At 36.1% G+C, this 16,088-nt stretch carries 15 protein-coding genes; 13 read left to right on the forward strand and 2 right to left on the reverse strand.

Annotated elements, in window-relative coordinates; all coding sequences use genetic code 11:
* Positions 1-11: 11 nt before the first annotated feature.
* The 13 genes from GR160_RS12100 to GR160_RS12160 all read left to right on the forward strand — a co-directional run bounded on the left by GR160_RS12100 (position 12) and on the right by GR160_RS12160 (position 14,111).
* Positions 12-1,175: a glycosyltransferase gene (locus GR160_RS12100; protein WP_160750142.1), complete on the forward strand. Its 1,164-nt coding sequence runs from the start codon at positions 12-14 to the stop codon at positions 1,173-1,175.
* 9 nt (positions 1,176-1,184) lie between these two features.
* Complete coding sequence (locus GR160_RS12105) at positions 1,185-1,736, forward strand: putative colanic acid biosynthesis acetyltransferase (protein ID WP_160750143.1); 552 nt, start codon at positions 1,185-1,187, stop codon at positions 1,734-1,736.
* Between the two features lie 61 nt (positions 1,737-1,797).
* Positions 1,798-2,700 carry a glycosyltransferase family 2 protein gene (locus GR160_RS12110; protein ID WP_160750144.1) on the forward strand — a complete coding sequence of 301 codons (903 nt, stop codon included), beginning with the start codon at positions 1,798-1,800 and terminating at the stop codon, positions 2,698-2,700.
* Positions 2,701-2,800: 100 nt separating this feature from the next.
* Positions 2,801-3,745 carry a UDP-glucuronic acid decarboxylase family protein gene (locus GR160_RS12115; protein ID WP_160750145.1) on the forward strand — a complete coding sequence of 315 codons (945 nt, stop codon included), beginning with the start codon at positions 2,801-2,803 and terminating at the stop codon, positions 3,743-3,745.
* Positions 3,746-3,838: 93 nt separating this feature from the next.
* Entirely contained in the window at positions 3,839-4,276 is a 438-nt protein-coding gene (locus tag GR160_RS12120) for a VanZ family protein (RefSeq protein ID WP_160750146.1), read from the forward strand.
* Complete coding sequence (locus GR160_RS12125; RefSeq protein WP_160750147.1) at positions 4,273-5,508, forward strand: WcaI family glycosyltransferase; 1,236 nt, start codon at positions 4,273-4,275, stop codon at positions 5,506-5,508. Before GR160_RS12120 ends, GR160_RS12125 begins: the two co-directional genes overlap by 4 nt.
* A 203-nt stretch (positions 5,509-5,711) precedes the next feature.
* Entirely contained in the window at positions 5,712-7,097 is a 1,386-nt protein-coding gene (locus GR160_RS12130; RefSeq protein WP_160750148.1) for an undecaprenyl-phosphate glucose phosphotransferase, read from the forward strand.
* A gap of 18 nt (positions 7,098-7,115) precedes the next feature.
* Positions 7,116-7,694 carry a sugar transferase gene (locus GR160_RS12135; RefSeq protein WP_160750149.1) on the forward strand — a complete coding sequence of 193 codons (579 nt, stop codon included), beginning with the start codon at positions 7,116-7,118 and terminating at the stop codon, positions 7,692-7,694.
* Positions 7,695-7,746: 52 nt separating this feature from the next.
* Positions 7,747-8,883 carry a DegT/DnrJ/EryC1/StrS family aminotransferase gene (locus GR160_RS12140; protein WP_370519225.1) on the forward strand — a complete coding sequence of 379 codons (1,137 nt, stop codon included), beginning with the start codon at positions 7,747-7,749 and terminating at the stop codon, positions 8,881-8,883.
* Positions 8,884-8,925: 42 nt separating this feature from the next.
* Positions 8,926-9,612, forward strand: coding sequence for a (d)CMP kinase (gene cmk / locus GR160_RS12145; protein ID WP_160750151.1), 687 nt, complete (start codon positions 8,926-8,928; stop codon positions 9,610-9,612).
* Between the two features lie 37 nt (positions 9,613-9,649).
* Positions 9,650-10,771 carry a UDP-N-acetylglucosamine 4,6-dehydratase family protein gene (locus GR160_RS12150; protein WP_160750152.1) on the forward strand — a complete coding sequence of 374 codons (1,122 nt, stop codon included), beginning with the start codon at positions 9,650-9,652 and terminating at the stop codon, positions 10,769-10,771.
* Positions 10,772-10,909: 138 nt separating this feature from the next.
* Complete coding sequence (locus tag GR160_RS12155) at positions 10,910-11,704, forward strand: polysaccharide biosynthesis/export family protein (protein WP_160750153.1); 795 nt, start codon at positions 10,910-10,912, stop codon at positions 11,702-11,704.
* Between the two features lie 7 nt (positions 11,705-11,711).
* A complete protein-coding gene (locus GR160_RS12160; protein WP_160750154.1) occupies positions 11,712-14,111 on the forward strand; it encodes a polysaccharide biosynthesis tyrosine autokinase in 2,400 nt (799 codons plus the stop codon).
* Positions 14,112-14,147: 36 nt separating this feature from the next.
* Here GR160_RS12160 and GR160_RS12165 read toward each other — a convergent pair whose 3' ends face one another.
* Positions 14,148-14,885 (reverse strand): tyrosine-protein phosphatase, encoded by a 738-nt coding sequence (locus GR160_RS12165; protein WP_160750155.1) that lies wholly within the window; start codon positions 14,883-14,885, stop codon positions 14,148-14,150.
* Between the two features lie 62 nt (positions 14,886-14,947).
* Positions 14,948-16,084, reverse strand: a complete 1,137-nt coding sequence (locus tag GR160_RS12170) for a DUF4105 domain-containing protein (RefSeq protein WP_160750156.1) — start codon at positions 16,082-16,084, stop codon at positions 14,948-14,950.
* Positions 16,085-16,088: the final 4 nt, after the last annotated feature.

The raw sequence follows: 16,088 nt of genomic DNA on the forward strand, positions 1-16,088 counted from the left end.
ATAATTAAGTTATGAGAGTATTACGTGTAATAACATCTATGAATCCTGAAAACGGAGGGCCATGCCAGGGTATAAGGAATAGTATACCTGCGCTGGAAAAGATAGGTGTGTACAATGAAGTTGTGTGTTTTGATAGCCCTGATGCCGGTTTTTTAGGCAATGATAGTTTTAAAATACATGCTATAGGTCCTTCTAAAGGCCCATATGCATACTGTCCATCATTGCATCAATGGCTTTTAGATAACTTTAGTAGATTTGATGCTGTTATTATTCACGGATTATGGCTGTATAATAATTTTGGAACATATAAAGCCTGGAAAAAATATAAATCAAAGCATGGCAACGCACCAAAGCTTTATGTAATGCCGCATGGCATGCTGGATCCGTATTTTCAAAAAGCTCCGGAGCGTAAACTTAAAGCAATACGCAATTCTGTTTTTTGGAAATTGTTTGAAAAAAGAGCTGTTAACGGTGCTACAGGTGTTTTATTTACCTGTCAGGAAGAATTGATTTTGGCAAGGCAAACCTTTAATGATTATAAACCGGAACAGGAACTGAACGTGGGCTATGGAATACAGCAGCCCCCGGTTTACATGCCTGCAATGACCGAAGCATTTTTAGAAAAGTGCCCTCAATTAAAAGACAGCAAATTTATTTTGTTTCTGAGTAGGATACACGAAAAGAAAGGGGTAGACCTACTGGTAAAAGCATACTTAAAATTAAAAGATAATAATATAGACGTAGCTCCTTTAGTAATTGCGGGGCCAGGGTTAGACACTGATTTTGGACAGGAAATTAAAAAGCTTGCCGAAAAAGATAGTAACATTATTTTTCCGGGAATGCTTTCCGGAAATTCAAAGTGGGGAGCATTCTATAATTGTGAAGCATTTATTCTTCCAAGCCATCAGGAAAATTTTGGCATTTCGGTAGTAGAAGCTATGGCAACGGGAAGCCCCGTATTAATTAGTAAGCAGGTTAATATTTGGCGGGAAATCGACAATGGAAATGCTGGCTTAATTGGCAATGATACTGAAGAAGATACTTATAAAATACTTTTTGATTGGAGCAATTTGCCGGATGAAGAGAAAAAGGCAATGGGCAACAATGCGCTCGAAGTTTATAAAGCTAAATTTACTATAGAACAGGCCGCTTTACAAATGGTGAGCAAAATTTAAAACTATCTAATGGCAGATTTTAATACAAATACTTATACAGGTGCATCATTTTCTTTACAAAACAGGCTCGCAAGACTTGTTTGGGGAGTGGCATACATTGTTTTTTTCAGATACTCGCCAAAGCCATTTCATGGATGGCGGTCTTTTATACTTAAAATATTTGGAGCTAAAGTAGGTAAAAATGTACATGTTTATCCGGCTGTAAAAATTTGGGCACCATGGAATTTAGAGTTAGGAGATGAATGTGGTGTTGCAAATGGGGTAGACCTGTATTCTCAGGGAAAAATTACATTAGGCTACAGATCTATAGTGTCGCAGCGCAGTTACATATGCTCAGGCACCCATGATTATACAAAAAAAGGACATCCGTTGGTAACAGCACCCATTACTATTGGAGCTCATGCCTGGGTGGCTGCCGAAGTTTTTATTCATCCCGGTGTTACCATAGGAGAGGGGGCAGTTATTGGGGCAAGAGCCGTAGTAAACAAAAATATGCCGGCATGGACTGTTTGCGCCGGGCATCCTTGTAAGCCTTTAAAAGAAAGAGTAATAACTGATTGATTCATCGAAAATTCTTAGCAGTATATAATTTCTGTTATATGGATATTAATAGTAAAAGAAAATGCTTAATATAACAACGATAATCCTTACATACAACGAGGAAAAACATATCGAGCGCTGCATTATTAATGCGAAAAAATTTTCGAACCAGATTTTTTTGGTAGATTCATTTTCTTCTGACAATACTAAACAGATTGCCGAATCGTTAGGAGCAATAGTATATCAGAATAAATGGGAGAATAACCACTCTAAACAGTTTAACTGGGGTTTAAATAATCTTCCTATAACAAACGAATGGGTTTTCAGGCTTGATGCCGATGAATACCTGTCTGACAGTCTTATTAATGAACTGCACAGTAAAGTGAAAGATATTTCTGCTGCTGTTTCGGGAGTAATATTTGAAAGGAAGATGTATTTCTTAGATAAGCTGATAACCAAAGGAATGCCTAAAATGAATATTTTGAGAATGTTCAGGTGTGGCAAAGCGGTTTGTGAAGACAGATGGATGGACGAACATATTGTTGTTACAGAAGGTGAAACAACTCATTTTGAGCATTATTTTGTAGACCACAATCTTAATTCTTTAGGTTGGTGGATAGATAAGCACAATAATTATTCTATACGTGAGGCAATAGAGCTGCTGGATGTAGAATATGATTTTCTTGAAAAAAACGACAGTGCAGCTAAATTTGAAGTAACAGATGAAGCAAAATATAAACGAGACAAAAAGCTGAAATATGCTAAGATGAAACTGTTTTGGCGTTCTTTTGTTTATTTTGTTTACAGGTACATTTTTAAATTTGGTTTTACTGAAGGTAAGGAAGGTTTTTTGTGGCATTTTTTACAGGGCTGGTGGTACAGGACTCTTGTAGATGCCAAAATTTATGAGATTAAAAAAGCCTGTGGAGACGATAAAGAAAAAATTAAAAAATACATACAGAACGTTTATAAAATTGCAGTTTAAAAAGCATAACCGGCAAGTGATATTAATGCTCTTTTGAGGGAAATTTAATTGTTGATTGCTTTATTTTATTATACTTTTAACAAAAATTAATTATAAAAATATGAAGAAAAGAATACTCGTAACTGGTGGTGCCGGATTTATTGGTTCACATCTTTGTACCAGACTTTTAAATGAAGGAAACGAAGTAATTTCACTTGATAATTATTTTACAGGTTCTAAACAAAATATAGTTCATTTATTAGATAACCCTTACTTTGAGATGGTAAGGCATGATGTTACTGAACCTTATTTTATTGAGGTAGACGAGATATACAACCTTGCATGTCCTGCAAGTCCTGTGCATTATCAGTATAACCCTATTAAGACTATCAAGACTTCTGTAATGGGGGCAATAAATATGTTAGGTCTTGCTAAACGTGTTAATGCTAAAGTGTTCCAGGCAAGTACAAGTGAAGTGTATGGAGACCCGCATGTACACCCGCAACCTGAAAGCTATTGGGGTAATGTAAACCCTATAGGAATTCGCTCATGCTATGATGAGGGTAAACGTTGTGCTGAAACACTTTTTATGGACTACCACAATCAAAACGATGTAGATATAAAAATCGTTAGGATTTTTAATACCTATGGTCCAAATATGAACCCTGAAGATGGGCGTGTAGTTTCTAACTTTATAGTTCAGGCTCTTAAAGGAGAAGATATTACCATTTTTGGTGATGGCCAGCAAACACGTTCTTTCCAGTATGTAGACGACCTTGTGGAAGGATTTATAAGATTAATGGCAACTCCAAAAGGATTTACAGGGCCGGTTAACATTGGTAACCCACATGAGTTTACTATGCTCGAGCTGGCACAAAATGTAATAGAACTTACAGGTTCTTCGTCTAAACTAACATACAAGCCGCTGCCTCAGGATGACCCTAAGCAAAGGCAGCCGGATATCAGCCTGGCTAAAAAAGAACTTGACTGGGAACCTAAAGTACAGTTAAGAGAAGGCTTGACCAAAACAATAGAATATTTTGATAATTTGCTTAAAACACAATAATATGTGTAAAAAGCAATGAAACGATAATTGTTGCGCAGATAGTTGAAACCATTAGTGTAACATCAATTATAATTGGTTTTATAGTTAGAAGGTTTGAAGGAAAGAGTGATACAGTATGTGTTAAAATTTTGCAGCATTGTTTATTTTGCACTGCTGTCTTATGTAACATTCTTTGCAAGAAGGCGCAATGGTTTGAGCGATTACAGGGCGAGGGTTAACCTTAGGTTTATGCAGAATTTTCGCCCTTATGCCGATTTAGATATGAATGCCAGATACAATGTGCTGTCAGACATATTAGGTAACGTAATCATATTTTTACCTTTAGCAGGAGCGATCTATTATTTGATTTCTAAAAAAATATCAAACAAGCAGTTATTTTTAATAATTCTGTTAACCACTCTTACCATAGAGAGTGCACAATATATTTTTAACGTTGGGGTATTTGATGTTAATGATGTAGTGTTTAACTTTTTTGGAGGCGTGGTGGGTATGTACATACATAAAAATTTACATAGAATATTTAGTAAATGAAAATTTTAATTTTTGGTATAAATTATAGCCCTGAGCTTACCGGTATAGGTAAATATACCGGCGAAATGGGTAGTTGGCTTTCCGGACAGGGGCATGATGTAGAAGTAGTTACAGCGGTGCCTTATTATCCTGAATGGGAAGTTCATGATAAGTATAAAGGAAAACTTTGGCATACAGAGAATATAGACGGAGCTAAAGTTAACAGGATACCTTTGTATGTGCCTAAAAATGTAACATCTGTAAAAAGGATAATACATGAATTTTCATTTGTTTTGGGTATAGTGCCAATATGGTTTAAGCTGCTGTTCCAAAAAAAGGCAGATGTTGTTTTTTGTATTGCACCACCTTTTCACTTAGGGATTTTACCTTTATTGTATTCTAAACTAAAGGGGGTTCCAATGATAACCCATATCCAGGATTTACAGGTAGATGCTGCCAAAGAGCTTGGAATGATAAAAAATAAAACGTTTTTAAACATAATGTTTGGCATGGAGCGCTTTATACTTAAAAAGAGTGCTAAAGTCTCTACTATAAGTTTGGGTATGCAACTCAAAATAAGTGGCAAAGGCATACCTGTAGAGCAACAAATGCTTTTTCCTAACTGGGTAGACGAAAAAAACATAATGCCTTTGTCTAAAGAACAATCATTACGGAGTGAGTTTGGATTAAGTAATACTGATAAGGTTATACTGTATTCGGGCAATTTAGGAGAAAAGCAGGGGCTTGAGGTTATTATAGACGTTGCTAAATCTTATAAAGAAAGAACTGATGTATATTTCCTTATTGTAGGCTCCGGGGGAGGTAAGGAAAAACTTGAACAGATGGTTAAAGATGCCGGATTGACACAGGTGCGCTTTTATCCGCTTCAGCCTTACAGTAAGCTTTCTGCTTTGCTGGCAACTGCCGATGTGCACCTGGTTCTTCAAAAAAAATCAGCAGCAGATTTGGTAATGCCAAGTAAACTTACAGGTATTTTGGCGTCGGGCGGATGCTCCATTGTAACTGCAGAGCCGGGCACTTCTTTGTACACCGTAGTAAAACAACACGATATGGGTATACTTATAGAGCCGGAAGACAATGCCGCATTGCATAATGCTATAGATATAGCCATAAACAGCGACCTGACTGAATATAAAATAAATGCAAGAAAATATGCCGAGTTATATTTGAGCAAGGAGGGAATTTTAAAAGATTTTGAACAAAAGCTGTCTAATGTTATGAAACCGCTATGATTGAAATAAAAAAAAAGTGTTAAAAAATAATTTAAAATTTGATGTAGTTCAATTTAAAATGATGAACTTTACTGCATAGTTAATTATTGTGCCGTATGAAAAAAAACTATTCTTAAAAGCTGCATCAATTTTAAAGTAGCTCTTTGCTATTTAGTTCACAAGCCTCCCATCAATTTAAAAATTTTATTTGCTTATCCCTACAAATGCAGCAATATTTAAATAAAATATCTTTAGTAAGGCTAATTGCAGACCTTTCTGTGGTTGCGCTTACATACATTGTATGTATATACTGCGTGCAGCCACTTACTTTCGCCTATAATTTTAAGGCTAAGTTTTTTTTGCTCATTATATTATTATTTGTGTGGTTTTTTAGCGGTACATCTAATAAATTATATAATGAGCACAGGGTAAGACCCGGGTTTTCGTTAGAAATTTACAAAACACTGAAAGGTATAATTTTATTAGCCCTGTCTGTTGTTGTTGTATCTTTTTTTTCGCAACAGTTTTTGCCAACAAACTTTGTATTTATCTACTCGGCAACATTGCTTTTTTGCTTTGCTACAGAAAAGTATATTATACACAGGCTTGTCCTGTTTTTAAGAAGCCAGGGATATAATTTAAGGCACGTAATTCTTCTTGGCCATGGAAACTCTGCACAACAATTCTATGATCTTATTACAAATAACCCACATTTGGGATATGATGTTGTTGGATATTTTGACAATGAAGACAAAGAGGCTTTAATAGGTCCTTACCTGGGTAAAATAGATGGTATTGGCGCTTTTTTAAAAACAAGGCCTATTAATGAAGTTATTGTGGCTACACCCGGCATTACAATACAGGAAATAGAAGATATTACTTATGTGGTAGACAAGGCTGGTATAAGGGTGAGGATAATACCTGATTTCCATTTTCAGTTTTATAACCGCTATGAATTTAAACAGTTTGGTAATATCCCCACAGTATCTTTAAGAAAAGAACCGTTAGAAGAGACCCATAATAAATTTATAAAACGAACATTCGATATTGTTTTCAGCCTTATGGTGCTTTTACTGATATGCTCATGGCTATATCCTTTAATTGCTATACTAATAAAAACGGGTTCTAAAGGCCCTGTATTATTTAAGCAAAAAAGGTTGGGCAGAGACCGTAAGGAGTTTTGGTGCTATAAATTTAGAAGCATGTATGTAAATGCAGTTTCTGATAAGCAAATGGCTAAAAAGGGAGATTCCCGTATTACACCTATCGGGCGTATTTTAAGGAAAACCAGCTTAGATGAGTTTCCTCAATTTTGGAATGTTTTAAAAGGAGATATGTCTATTGTAGGGCCAAGGCCGCACATGAGTATTCAAAACGAACAATATCAGGAAATTATAAATAACTATCTTGTAAGGCAGCTTATCAAGCCAGGTATTACAGGCTGGGCTCAGGTAAATGGTTACAGGGGCGAAATTGAAAATGATTTTGATATTAAGAGCCGTGTTGCCTATGACATATGGTATTTGGAAAACTGGAGTTTTTTCCTTGATATAAAAATAATTTACCTTACAGTTTGGAATATTTTTAAGGGAGAAGAAAAAGCCTATTAGCAACATAAATACTGGTATATGGCAAAAAGGATATTTGATGTTTTATTTGCATTGTTATGCCTCGTGTTTTTCAGTAGTATAATTCTTGTTTTCTTCATTGCAGCAACACTGTCTACAGGACAAAACGGAATGTTTACCCAGGTTAGGGTAGGCCAATATGGAAAAATATTTACTATCTATAAGATCAGGTCTATAAAAAATATACAACCTGATATAAAGGTTATTACACCATTGGGGCGCTTTATGCGTAAGTATAAAGTAGACGAATTGCCGCAGCTCTTTAATATAATCGTTGGCGATATGAGTTTTGTGGGGCCACGTCCTGACCTTTCGGGGTATTATGACAAACTTGAGGGGCCGGAAAGAGAACTGCTTAAGTTAAAGCCCGGTCTTACAGGTCCGGCAAGTTTAAAATATGCCAACGAAGAAGAGATACTGGCAAATGTGCCGGATCCGTTATGGTATAATGACACGGTTATATTTCCTGATAAAGTGCGCATCAATATGGAATATTTAAAAAAGCGTTCATTGCTTTATGATTTTAAAATTATTCTTTGCACAATTGTCGGCAGCAAACAAAACCTAAATTATTTTTAATATAATGTAAAGGTTTAATTTAAAAGCTTATTTTTAGCTGTAAATTATATTGATCGTGACTAAAATATGGCTTTCATCGCCGCACATGGGAGGTAATGAACAAAATTTTGTTCAGCAGGCTTTTGATGGCAACTGGATTGCTCCTTTAGGGCCTAATGTTACAGGTTTTGAAAAAGATATAGAGAGCTATTTGGATGCTAATGTGTATGCTGCGGCATTATCTTCGGGCACAGCAGCGTTGCATTTAGGGCTTATATTACTGGGAGTTCAAAAAGGCGATGAAGTAATTTGCCAGTCGTTTACATTTGCGGCATCGGCAAACCCAATAATTTATTTAGGAGCCGCCCCTGTTTTTGTAGACAGCGAGCCGGAGACCTGGAATATTTGTCCCAACGCGCTTGAAGATGCTGTTAAAAGCCGTATAGCAAAAGGAAAAAAGCCAAAGGCTATAATTGCCGTGCATTTATATGGCATGCCTTATAAAGTAAATGAAATAAATAGTATTGCCCAAAAATATAATATACCTGTTTTAGAGGACAGTGCCGAGGCATTAGGTAGTAAATATTATGATAAACCCTGCGGTACACTTGGTGATATAAGTGTTTTGTCGTTTAATGGAAATAAAATAATAACTACATCTGGCGGTGGCGCTTTAATTACCCGTGATGCTGAAACAAAAAATAAGGCAGTTTTTTTAGCAACACAAGCCCGCGATGATGCTCCTTATTATCAGCACAGCACTATAGGTTATAATTATCGCATGAGCAATGTTTGTGCAGGTATAGGAAGGGGGCAGATGCTTGTGCTTGATGATCATGTTGCTGGGCGGAGAAATATGAATGCCTTTTATGCCAGTTTTTTTAATACAATTAACGGGGTAGAAGTACATAAAGAAAAAAATGATAGCATCTTTAGTAACCATTGGTTAACAACGATATTGATAGATGCTGAAGTTACGGGAGGTAAAACGGCAGAGGGGTTAAGGCTTGCTTTTAATGAAGAAGATATAGAATCAAGGCCTTTATGGAAGCCGCTGCATCTGCAACCTGTATTTAAAGACTATCCTTATTATGGGTCGGATATTGCCCAACAACTTTTTGATATTGGGTTGTGTCTTCCGTCAGGCTCTAATTTAGGAGAGTATGAAAGGCAGAGGATTTACAAGGCAATGTCAAAGTTTTTTAATTAGTTTCTTGTAGTTTTGCTGTGGCATAACATTAATAATAAAGGTTTGAATAAAACAATCACTATTGCAATAGATGGTTTTTCGTCTACCGGTAAAAGTACACTGGCAAAGCAATTGGCTAAAAAGCTGAATTATATTTATGTAGATACCGGGGCAATGTATCGTGCAGTTACACTGTATGCCTTGCGGAAGGGATATATTTCTTTGTCGTTTTTTGATAAAGAAGCACTCATAAAAGATTTACCGGACATTAATCTCAACTTCTTTTTTAATAAAGAGCTTTCGCTAAGCGAAATGTATTTGAATCAGGAAAATGTTGAAGGTGCTATACGGAAGATGGAAGTTTCTGAATTGGTTAGCCAGGTAGCTAAAGTTCCTGAGGTTAGGGAAAAGCTTGTAGAGCAGCAACGTTTTATGGGGCGCGATAAAGGAGTTGTAATGGATGGAAGGGATATTGGTACCGTTGTTTTTCCTGATGCCGAACTAAAATTGTTTATGACTTCCAGGGCGGAAACAAGAGCCCAAAGGCGCTTTGAAGAACTTAAAGCGCAAGGAAATGATGTTACATACAAAAGTGTTTATGATAATATTATTGAAAGAGACAGCATAGATACAGGAAGGAAAGACTCTCCTTTAGTGAAATCTCCGGATGCTGTTGAAATTGATAATTCAGATCTTACAAAAGAGGAACAGTTTGAAAAAATTTTAGAATTGGTAAATAAAAAGCTTTAGTAGTTAAAAAGCTAAAGGTTTATATATAAAGAATTGCATGATCAAAATAGATTATGATTTGGAAAATTTATTGGAAAGAAAACCTATACTTCTCGACAGTCAGTTGATAAGTGGTCTTATCTCCGGTAAAACAATTTTAATCACAGGTGCGGCCGGTTCCATTGGGAGCGAGATCGTTAAACAGGTGGCCGGCTTTAATCCCGGGAATATAATTTTGCTTGATCAGGCAGAAACCCCGCTATTTCTTTTAGATCTCGAAATGCAGGCATTTAAGTCTCATATAAACATACATATAGAGATAGCAGATGTGAGCAATAAGGCCTCAATAAATCAGGTTTTTAAAAAGCACAGGCCTGATGTGGTGTTTCATGCTGCGGCATACAAACATGTTGAATTGATGGAAAATAATCCGTCACAAGCAGTACTGGTTAATGTGATGGGAACAAAAAATGTAGCCGATATGGCATTGCGTTATCAGGTTGGTACATTTGTTCTGATCTCTACAGATAAGGCTGTAAAACCGGGCAATGTAATGGGAGCCAGTAAACGTGTAGCCGAAAAATACATACAGGCTTTGCACACATACATTACTGAAGGTGTTAAAGATAGTAACACTAAGTTTTTAATTACGCGTTTTGGTAATGTGTTGGGTTCTAATGGTTCTGTCGTACCGGTCTTTGCAAAACAAATTATGCCCGGAGGTAATATTACCGTTACCCATCCTGAAATTAAAAGGTATTTTATGACCGTTAAAGAAGCCTGTCAGTTGGTTTTAGATGCCGGTGCAATGGGAAGGGGAGGAGAAATATATACTTTTGATATGGGTAAACAGGTAAAAATTTTAGATCTTGCCATTAAAATGATACGCATGGCAGGACTGGAACCTGAGACCGATGTGAAGATTACATATGTGGGTTTACGCCCGGGAGAAAAATTATATGAAGAACTCCTGACAGATACATCAAAAATGTTGCCAACGCACAATAAAAATATACTCATTAGCCGCGATGCTTGCGAAGATTATGATTATGTTGCAAAGAGTATAAAAGATATGGTGCGTCATTCAAAAAAATATAATAGTATTCAGGTAGTAAGAGAAATAAAAAAGCTTGTGCCTGAGTTTATAAGCGCAAATTCTGAATTCGAAAAGCTTGATTAAGTGTTCGTGCTGAGGGAGTCAATAATTTGTTTTTATATAATATTTTATTAAAATTAAAAAATTATATTTGCAGAGGCTTGTAAAATCTGCGCTTACTTTAAATAAAAGTTAATATCAATAGATAATATACAGTTTGTAATGATTAAAAAAATTTTGATTCTGGTTTTTATTACATTATCAATTGCATCGTGTACCTCCAGTAAAGATATTGTTTATTTTCAGGGCGATCCGAAAGCTAAAACCGATACTGCATCAGCAGCTAAAGAGAGCAAATCAGAATTTGAAACCACATTGAAGTCAGATGATGTTTTGGCCATAATTGTATCTGCACCAGACCCATTAATTGCTGCGCCTTTTAATTTGCCTGTAACCGGTGTGCAAAAGGGCGGTGAAGGCTTAACGAGTGCTGTTGGTCAGCAACAGCTACAAACATATCTTGTAGACAGGGAAGGCAATATCAATTTTCCTGTAATTGGTGTAATTAAAGTGGCTGGTTTTACAAAAGAACAGGTAGTTGCTAATCTTATTAAAGAACTGAAAAAATATATAAATGAGCCTATTGTAAATTTAAGGATTGTAAACTTTAAAGTTTCTGTATTGGGTGAAGTTGCCAGGCCGGGTTCTTTCACTATTCAGGGAGAACGCATTAGCCTTGCAGAGGCTTTGAGTTTGGCAGGAGATATGACCATTTATGGTTTAAGGCATGAAATAGTTGTGCTGAGAGATATAAATGGGGTTAAAACATACAATAGTGTTGATATAGGCAACCCTAACTTTATTAACTCTCCCTTTTACTACCTTACTCAAAACGATGTGGTATATGTAAAACCGAATAACACAAGGGTTAAATCAGCGGCTATTGGCCCTAATACAACGCTTATCATATCTGCCCTTTCTTTATTACTAACCACTATTGCTTTATTAACACGATAATATATTTATGCAGAATAATATCCCATCATTGCAAAATAATGATATTAATAATGATGTAAATCTGAGAGATTTAATCTGGCGTTATCTTGTTTATTGGAAATGGTTTGTGTTAAGCTGCGTTATTTGTGTATTTGTAGCTTTTACTGTATTACGCTACTCGATGCCAAAATACAGTGTTTCTGCAACTATTTTAATAAAAGACGACAAAAAGGGAGGTATGGCATCAGAGCTTTCTGCCTTTAGCGATCTTGGTTTAATGAATGGGGTAAAGAACAATGTTGACAATGAGGTTGAGATATTAAAAGCCCGTACTCTTGTAAGAAAAACGGTACAGGAGCTTAAGTTTAATATAGCATATTTTGTTCCCGGTAATTTTAAAGAGGTAGAAGTATACAAGAACAGCCCTATAGTTGTTAACTTCTTTAATACCGATGAAGACTTTTTAGATAAGGGATATGAGGTAACTGTTAAAATACTATCTCAAAGAGATTTCGCTCTTTATGATGTTGAAGGTAACAGTCTCGGTAACTACGAATTTGGTAAAGAAATAAAAAACGAGTTGGGCAGTATGGTGGTAACCTCTGCTTCTGGCAAGCCGCTTAATCAAACATTAAAAAATTTAGTTACTGTAAGATTATTGCCTCTTGCAAAAGTTGCTGCTTCTTACAGAGGTAATTTACAAATACAACCTGTAAACCAAAAAGCAAGTAGTGTACTTACACTTTCGGTTATTGACCCTGTGAAAGAAAAAGGTGTCGATTTTTTAAATATGCTTATCACCAAATACAATGAAGATGCTATTAATGATAAAAATATTGTAGCAACTAAAACCGATAAGTTTATTAATCAAAGGCTCGATTCTATTAGCGCAGAATTAGGTGAGGTAGAGTTTGGTGTTGAAACATTTAAAAAGAAAAATAAAGTTACAGATATAGTTTCTGAAGCGCAATTGTTTATAAACAATGAGAGTTCTTATGAAACCAATGTAATTCAAACCACAACACGATTGAAAGTTGTTGAGGCAATGATCAATTTTCTTAAAGGCAGTGGCAATTCTGATGTTATACCTGCAAACATTGTTCCCGAAGGAGAAACAGCTGAGCTTATCAATCAGTATAACCAGTTGGTGTTAACTCGTAACAGCATAGAAAAGAGCTCTACAGAATTAAACCCACAGGTTATAAATTTTGAAAGGCAGATAGAAGGCTTAAGGTCTACTATTCAGGAAAGCCTGAACAATCTTAAAACATCGCTGCAAATTGCCCAACGCGACCTTAAGCGTCAGGAAAATATTCTTTCAGGAAAAATTGGTGAAGTGCCAAGGCAGGAAAGAGAATTTAGGGTTATTGACAGACAGCAAAAAGTTAAAGAAGCATTGTATCTTTATTTACTTCAAAAAAGAGAGGAAAATGCCATAACGCTTGCAGTAACGGCTCCAAACTCTAAAGTAATAGATGCGGCTTATGCAAACCCGTCTCCTGTATCGCCTAAAAAGAACATGACATATATGCTTGCACTGTTTATTGGGGCAGTAATGCCGGTGCTTGCAATTTACATTTTAAGCCTTTTAGATACAAAAATACATACACGTAAAGATATCGAGGCAATTGGTATTCCGTTCCTGGGTGATGTACCTAAAACTGAGTTTAACAAAGAGCTGATCAATAATCATAGCAGGTCGAGTACGGCAGAATCGTTAAGGATAATAAGAACCAATTTGGAATTCGTATTAAATTCCCTGCCGGAATCTGAAAATGCTAAAACGGTATTTGTCACATCAACAATACCTAAAGAAGGTAAAACATTTATATCTGTAAACCTTGCGGCAACTATAGCACTTACAGGTAAAAAAGTTCTACTTATAGCTATGGACGTCAGAAATCCTAAACTGGATGAATATATTGATGTGCCTTCTAAAGGTCTAACAAATTTCCTGTCATCAAAAAGCGGCGTTATAGAAGACTATATTATAAAAATTGACAACTTTGATAGTTTCTATGTATTGCCTCCGGGTATTATACCTCCAAATCCTGCAGAGTTGCTGATGGGTAAAAAAGTAGAAGACCTGTTTGCAAAATTAAAACAGGAATATGATTATGTTGTAGTAGATACAGCTCCTGTAAGCCTTGTAACAGATACTCTTATACTTGCTAAATATGCAGATGCTTTTGTATATGTTGCTAGGGCTAACCACTTAGATAAAAGAATGCTTTCTATACCTGCGTCATTATATAGAGATGGTAAATTGCCAAATATGGCTGTACTTCTTAATGATACAGGATCTGAAAAAGGCTATGGTTACGGTTATGGTTATGGCTACGGTTACGGTTACGGTTATGGCTACGGTTATGGTCCGGATATACAGAAACCTAAAACCTGGAAAGATAAACTTTTCGGCAGGAAATAAAATCCCTGCTGTGGGGCTAAATAAAAAATTCCCTCTTTACATGCTAAAGAGGGAATTTTTATTTAATGGCTTTACTAACAAATCTGGCTTTTTGAGCAGCACAGGGTTTTTGTAGGCTTCGGTATGTCGGTCATGATGTGTGTCTGAGCCTGTAAAATCTATCATGTCCTGCTCTAAAAGCTTTTGGCTGATATCAAGTACAGGTTTGCCATAATATCCTGTTACAGATAATAAATTGAGCTGAAAAAGACAACCGGCTTTTTTTAGTTTTGAATATTCGTCAAACTTAAAATGGTAAAATAAATAACGTTCAGGATGTGCTAATATGGGTTTATAGCCTGCCAGCTGCAATTGATATATAATTTCATACAGTTGCATTGGGGCATTTAAGTAAGACATCTCTACCAAAACGTAATTGTCTTTAAGTGTTAGCAAAGGCTCGCTATCAATCTTTTTTAAAAAAGTATCGTCCATTAAATACTCGGCGGCAGCCTTAAAATTGTTTGCTACACCATTTGTACTTAATAACTCCTTAGTAAACTGTTCTTTACCAATAATATCTTCCCGTGTGTTATTCCATACTCCTGTAAGCACGTGGGGAGTAGTTATAAACTGTGCAAAGCCATAGCTTTTAAGCGTGTTTATGAGTTTTAGGGTATCAGCATTGTCTTTAGCACCGTCGTCGATGCCCGGCATTAAATGCGAATGTATATCTACATAGCCATTGGGTATAAGGTCGGCTAAACTTTTTTTAGGTTTACTGAAAAAAAACAAGTTGATTTTGTTTAAGGTTGTAAAACAAAAATAAGAAACCTTTCTTTATTTGTTAAAATTTATTAGGCTGTTTTTACTTTAAATATCTGAGGGTTTATTACTTTAATAAGTAAGCCTGATATCAAAGCAATAAGCGGTAGCACTAATACAAGGTACGGTTTATTCAATAAAATTGCAATATAAATTGCTATACACCCAAAGCATGTATATACTGTATATTTGGCGGCTGTTGCCCTTCCTGTAAAAATAAAGTACAGCATAGCTAAAAACAGCGGGTTAATTAGCAATGCATTGTAATTGTATGATATTTCGGCATGAAAGGAGTAGGCACCCACAACGTAAAAAAACAATCCTAAAAGGCCTAATAAAGCCAGTAATGTGCGGTGTACAATTTTATTGCGCGATAAAAAAAGCAAAACAAGGCAGGCAATAATATAGGTATAATAATTATTCCATGCCGATGCTTTGCGTGTTGCCGTACTTTTGTAAACAGTTACAACAGGTTGAGCTAATGAGCCTGTGGCGATTTGTGTGCTGCTTACCCCTTCGAGCAGTTGCTCCGGCAAAAATAACCTTTCTATTGGCCTGTCGGTAGGAGATCCAAAAATAAGGCTAATACCGAGGTTTTCGTAAAATGCGTTGTCTAGATATTCGGTAACAACCTTACGATATGTTTTGCCTTTATCTTTGGTTTTAAAGGCTATTTTTTCGGGAATATAAGTGTCTAATATATCGGCAACCATTGTGGTGCAGTTGCGCTCAAAATATTTGTAGGTATAAAAACGGTCGTTAGAGGTTAAGGTAATACGCAGCTTGTTGGCTATGTGTTCAACCTGATCGTGCGAAAGGTTTAATCTCTGTTCATAAACATCCCGATTGTAATATTGATAAGTGTAAACGAAGTCCTGATAGGAGCTTGCCGAAACAAAATATTGCAAATCGCCTTTTACAAACTTTAAGTAGAAGTTTGGCGTGTCAAAATCAAAAGTGCCGTAATTAAAAACAGCATCGATTCCTGTAACCGGATCGTTAATGCGTAGTGCCGTGTGTCCAAAAACCGAGTAAAGTTCGTTGCCCGGTCCACAGGTTAGCAGGCTTACAAAAGCTTTGTCGGATAATTGAAACTCCTGTGAAAAAGTTTTTTGTGTTGTTGAAAGCAGTATAAATAATGTAGCCAGTAAAGCGGTTATGCTGCGCATGGTG

The organism is Flavobacterium sp. Sd200, assembly GCF_009826935.1.
Taxonomy (GTDB): domain Bacteria; phylum Bacteroidota; class Bacteroidia; order Flavobacteriales; family Flavobacteriaceae; genus Flavobacterium.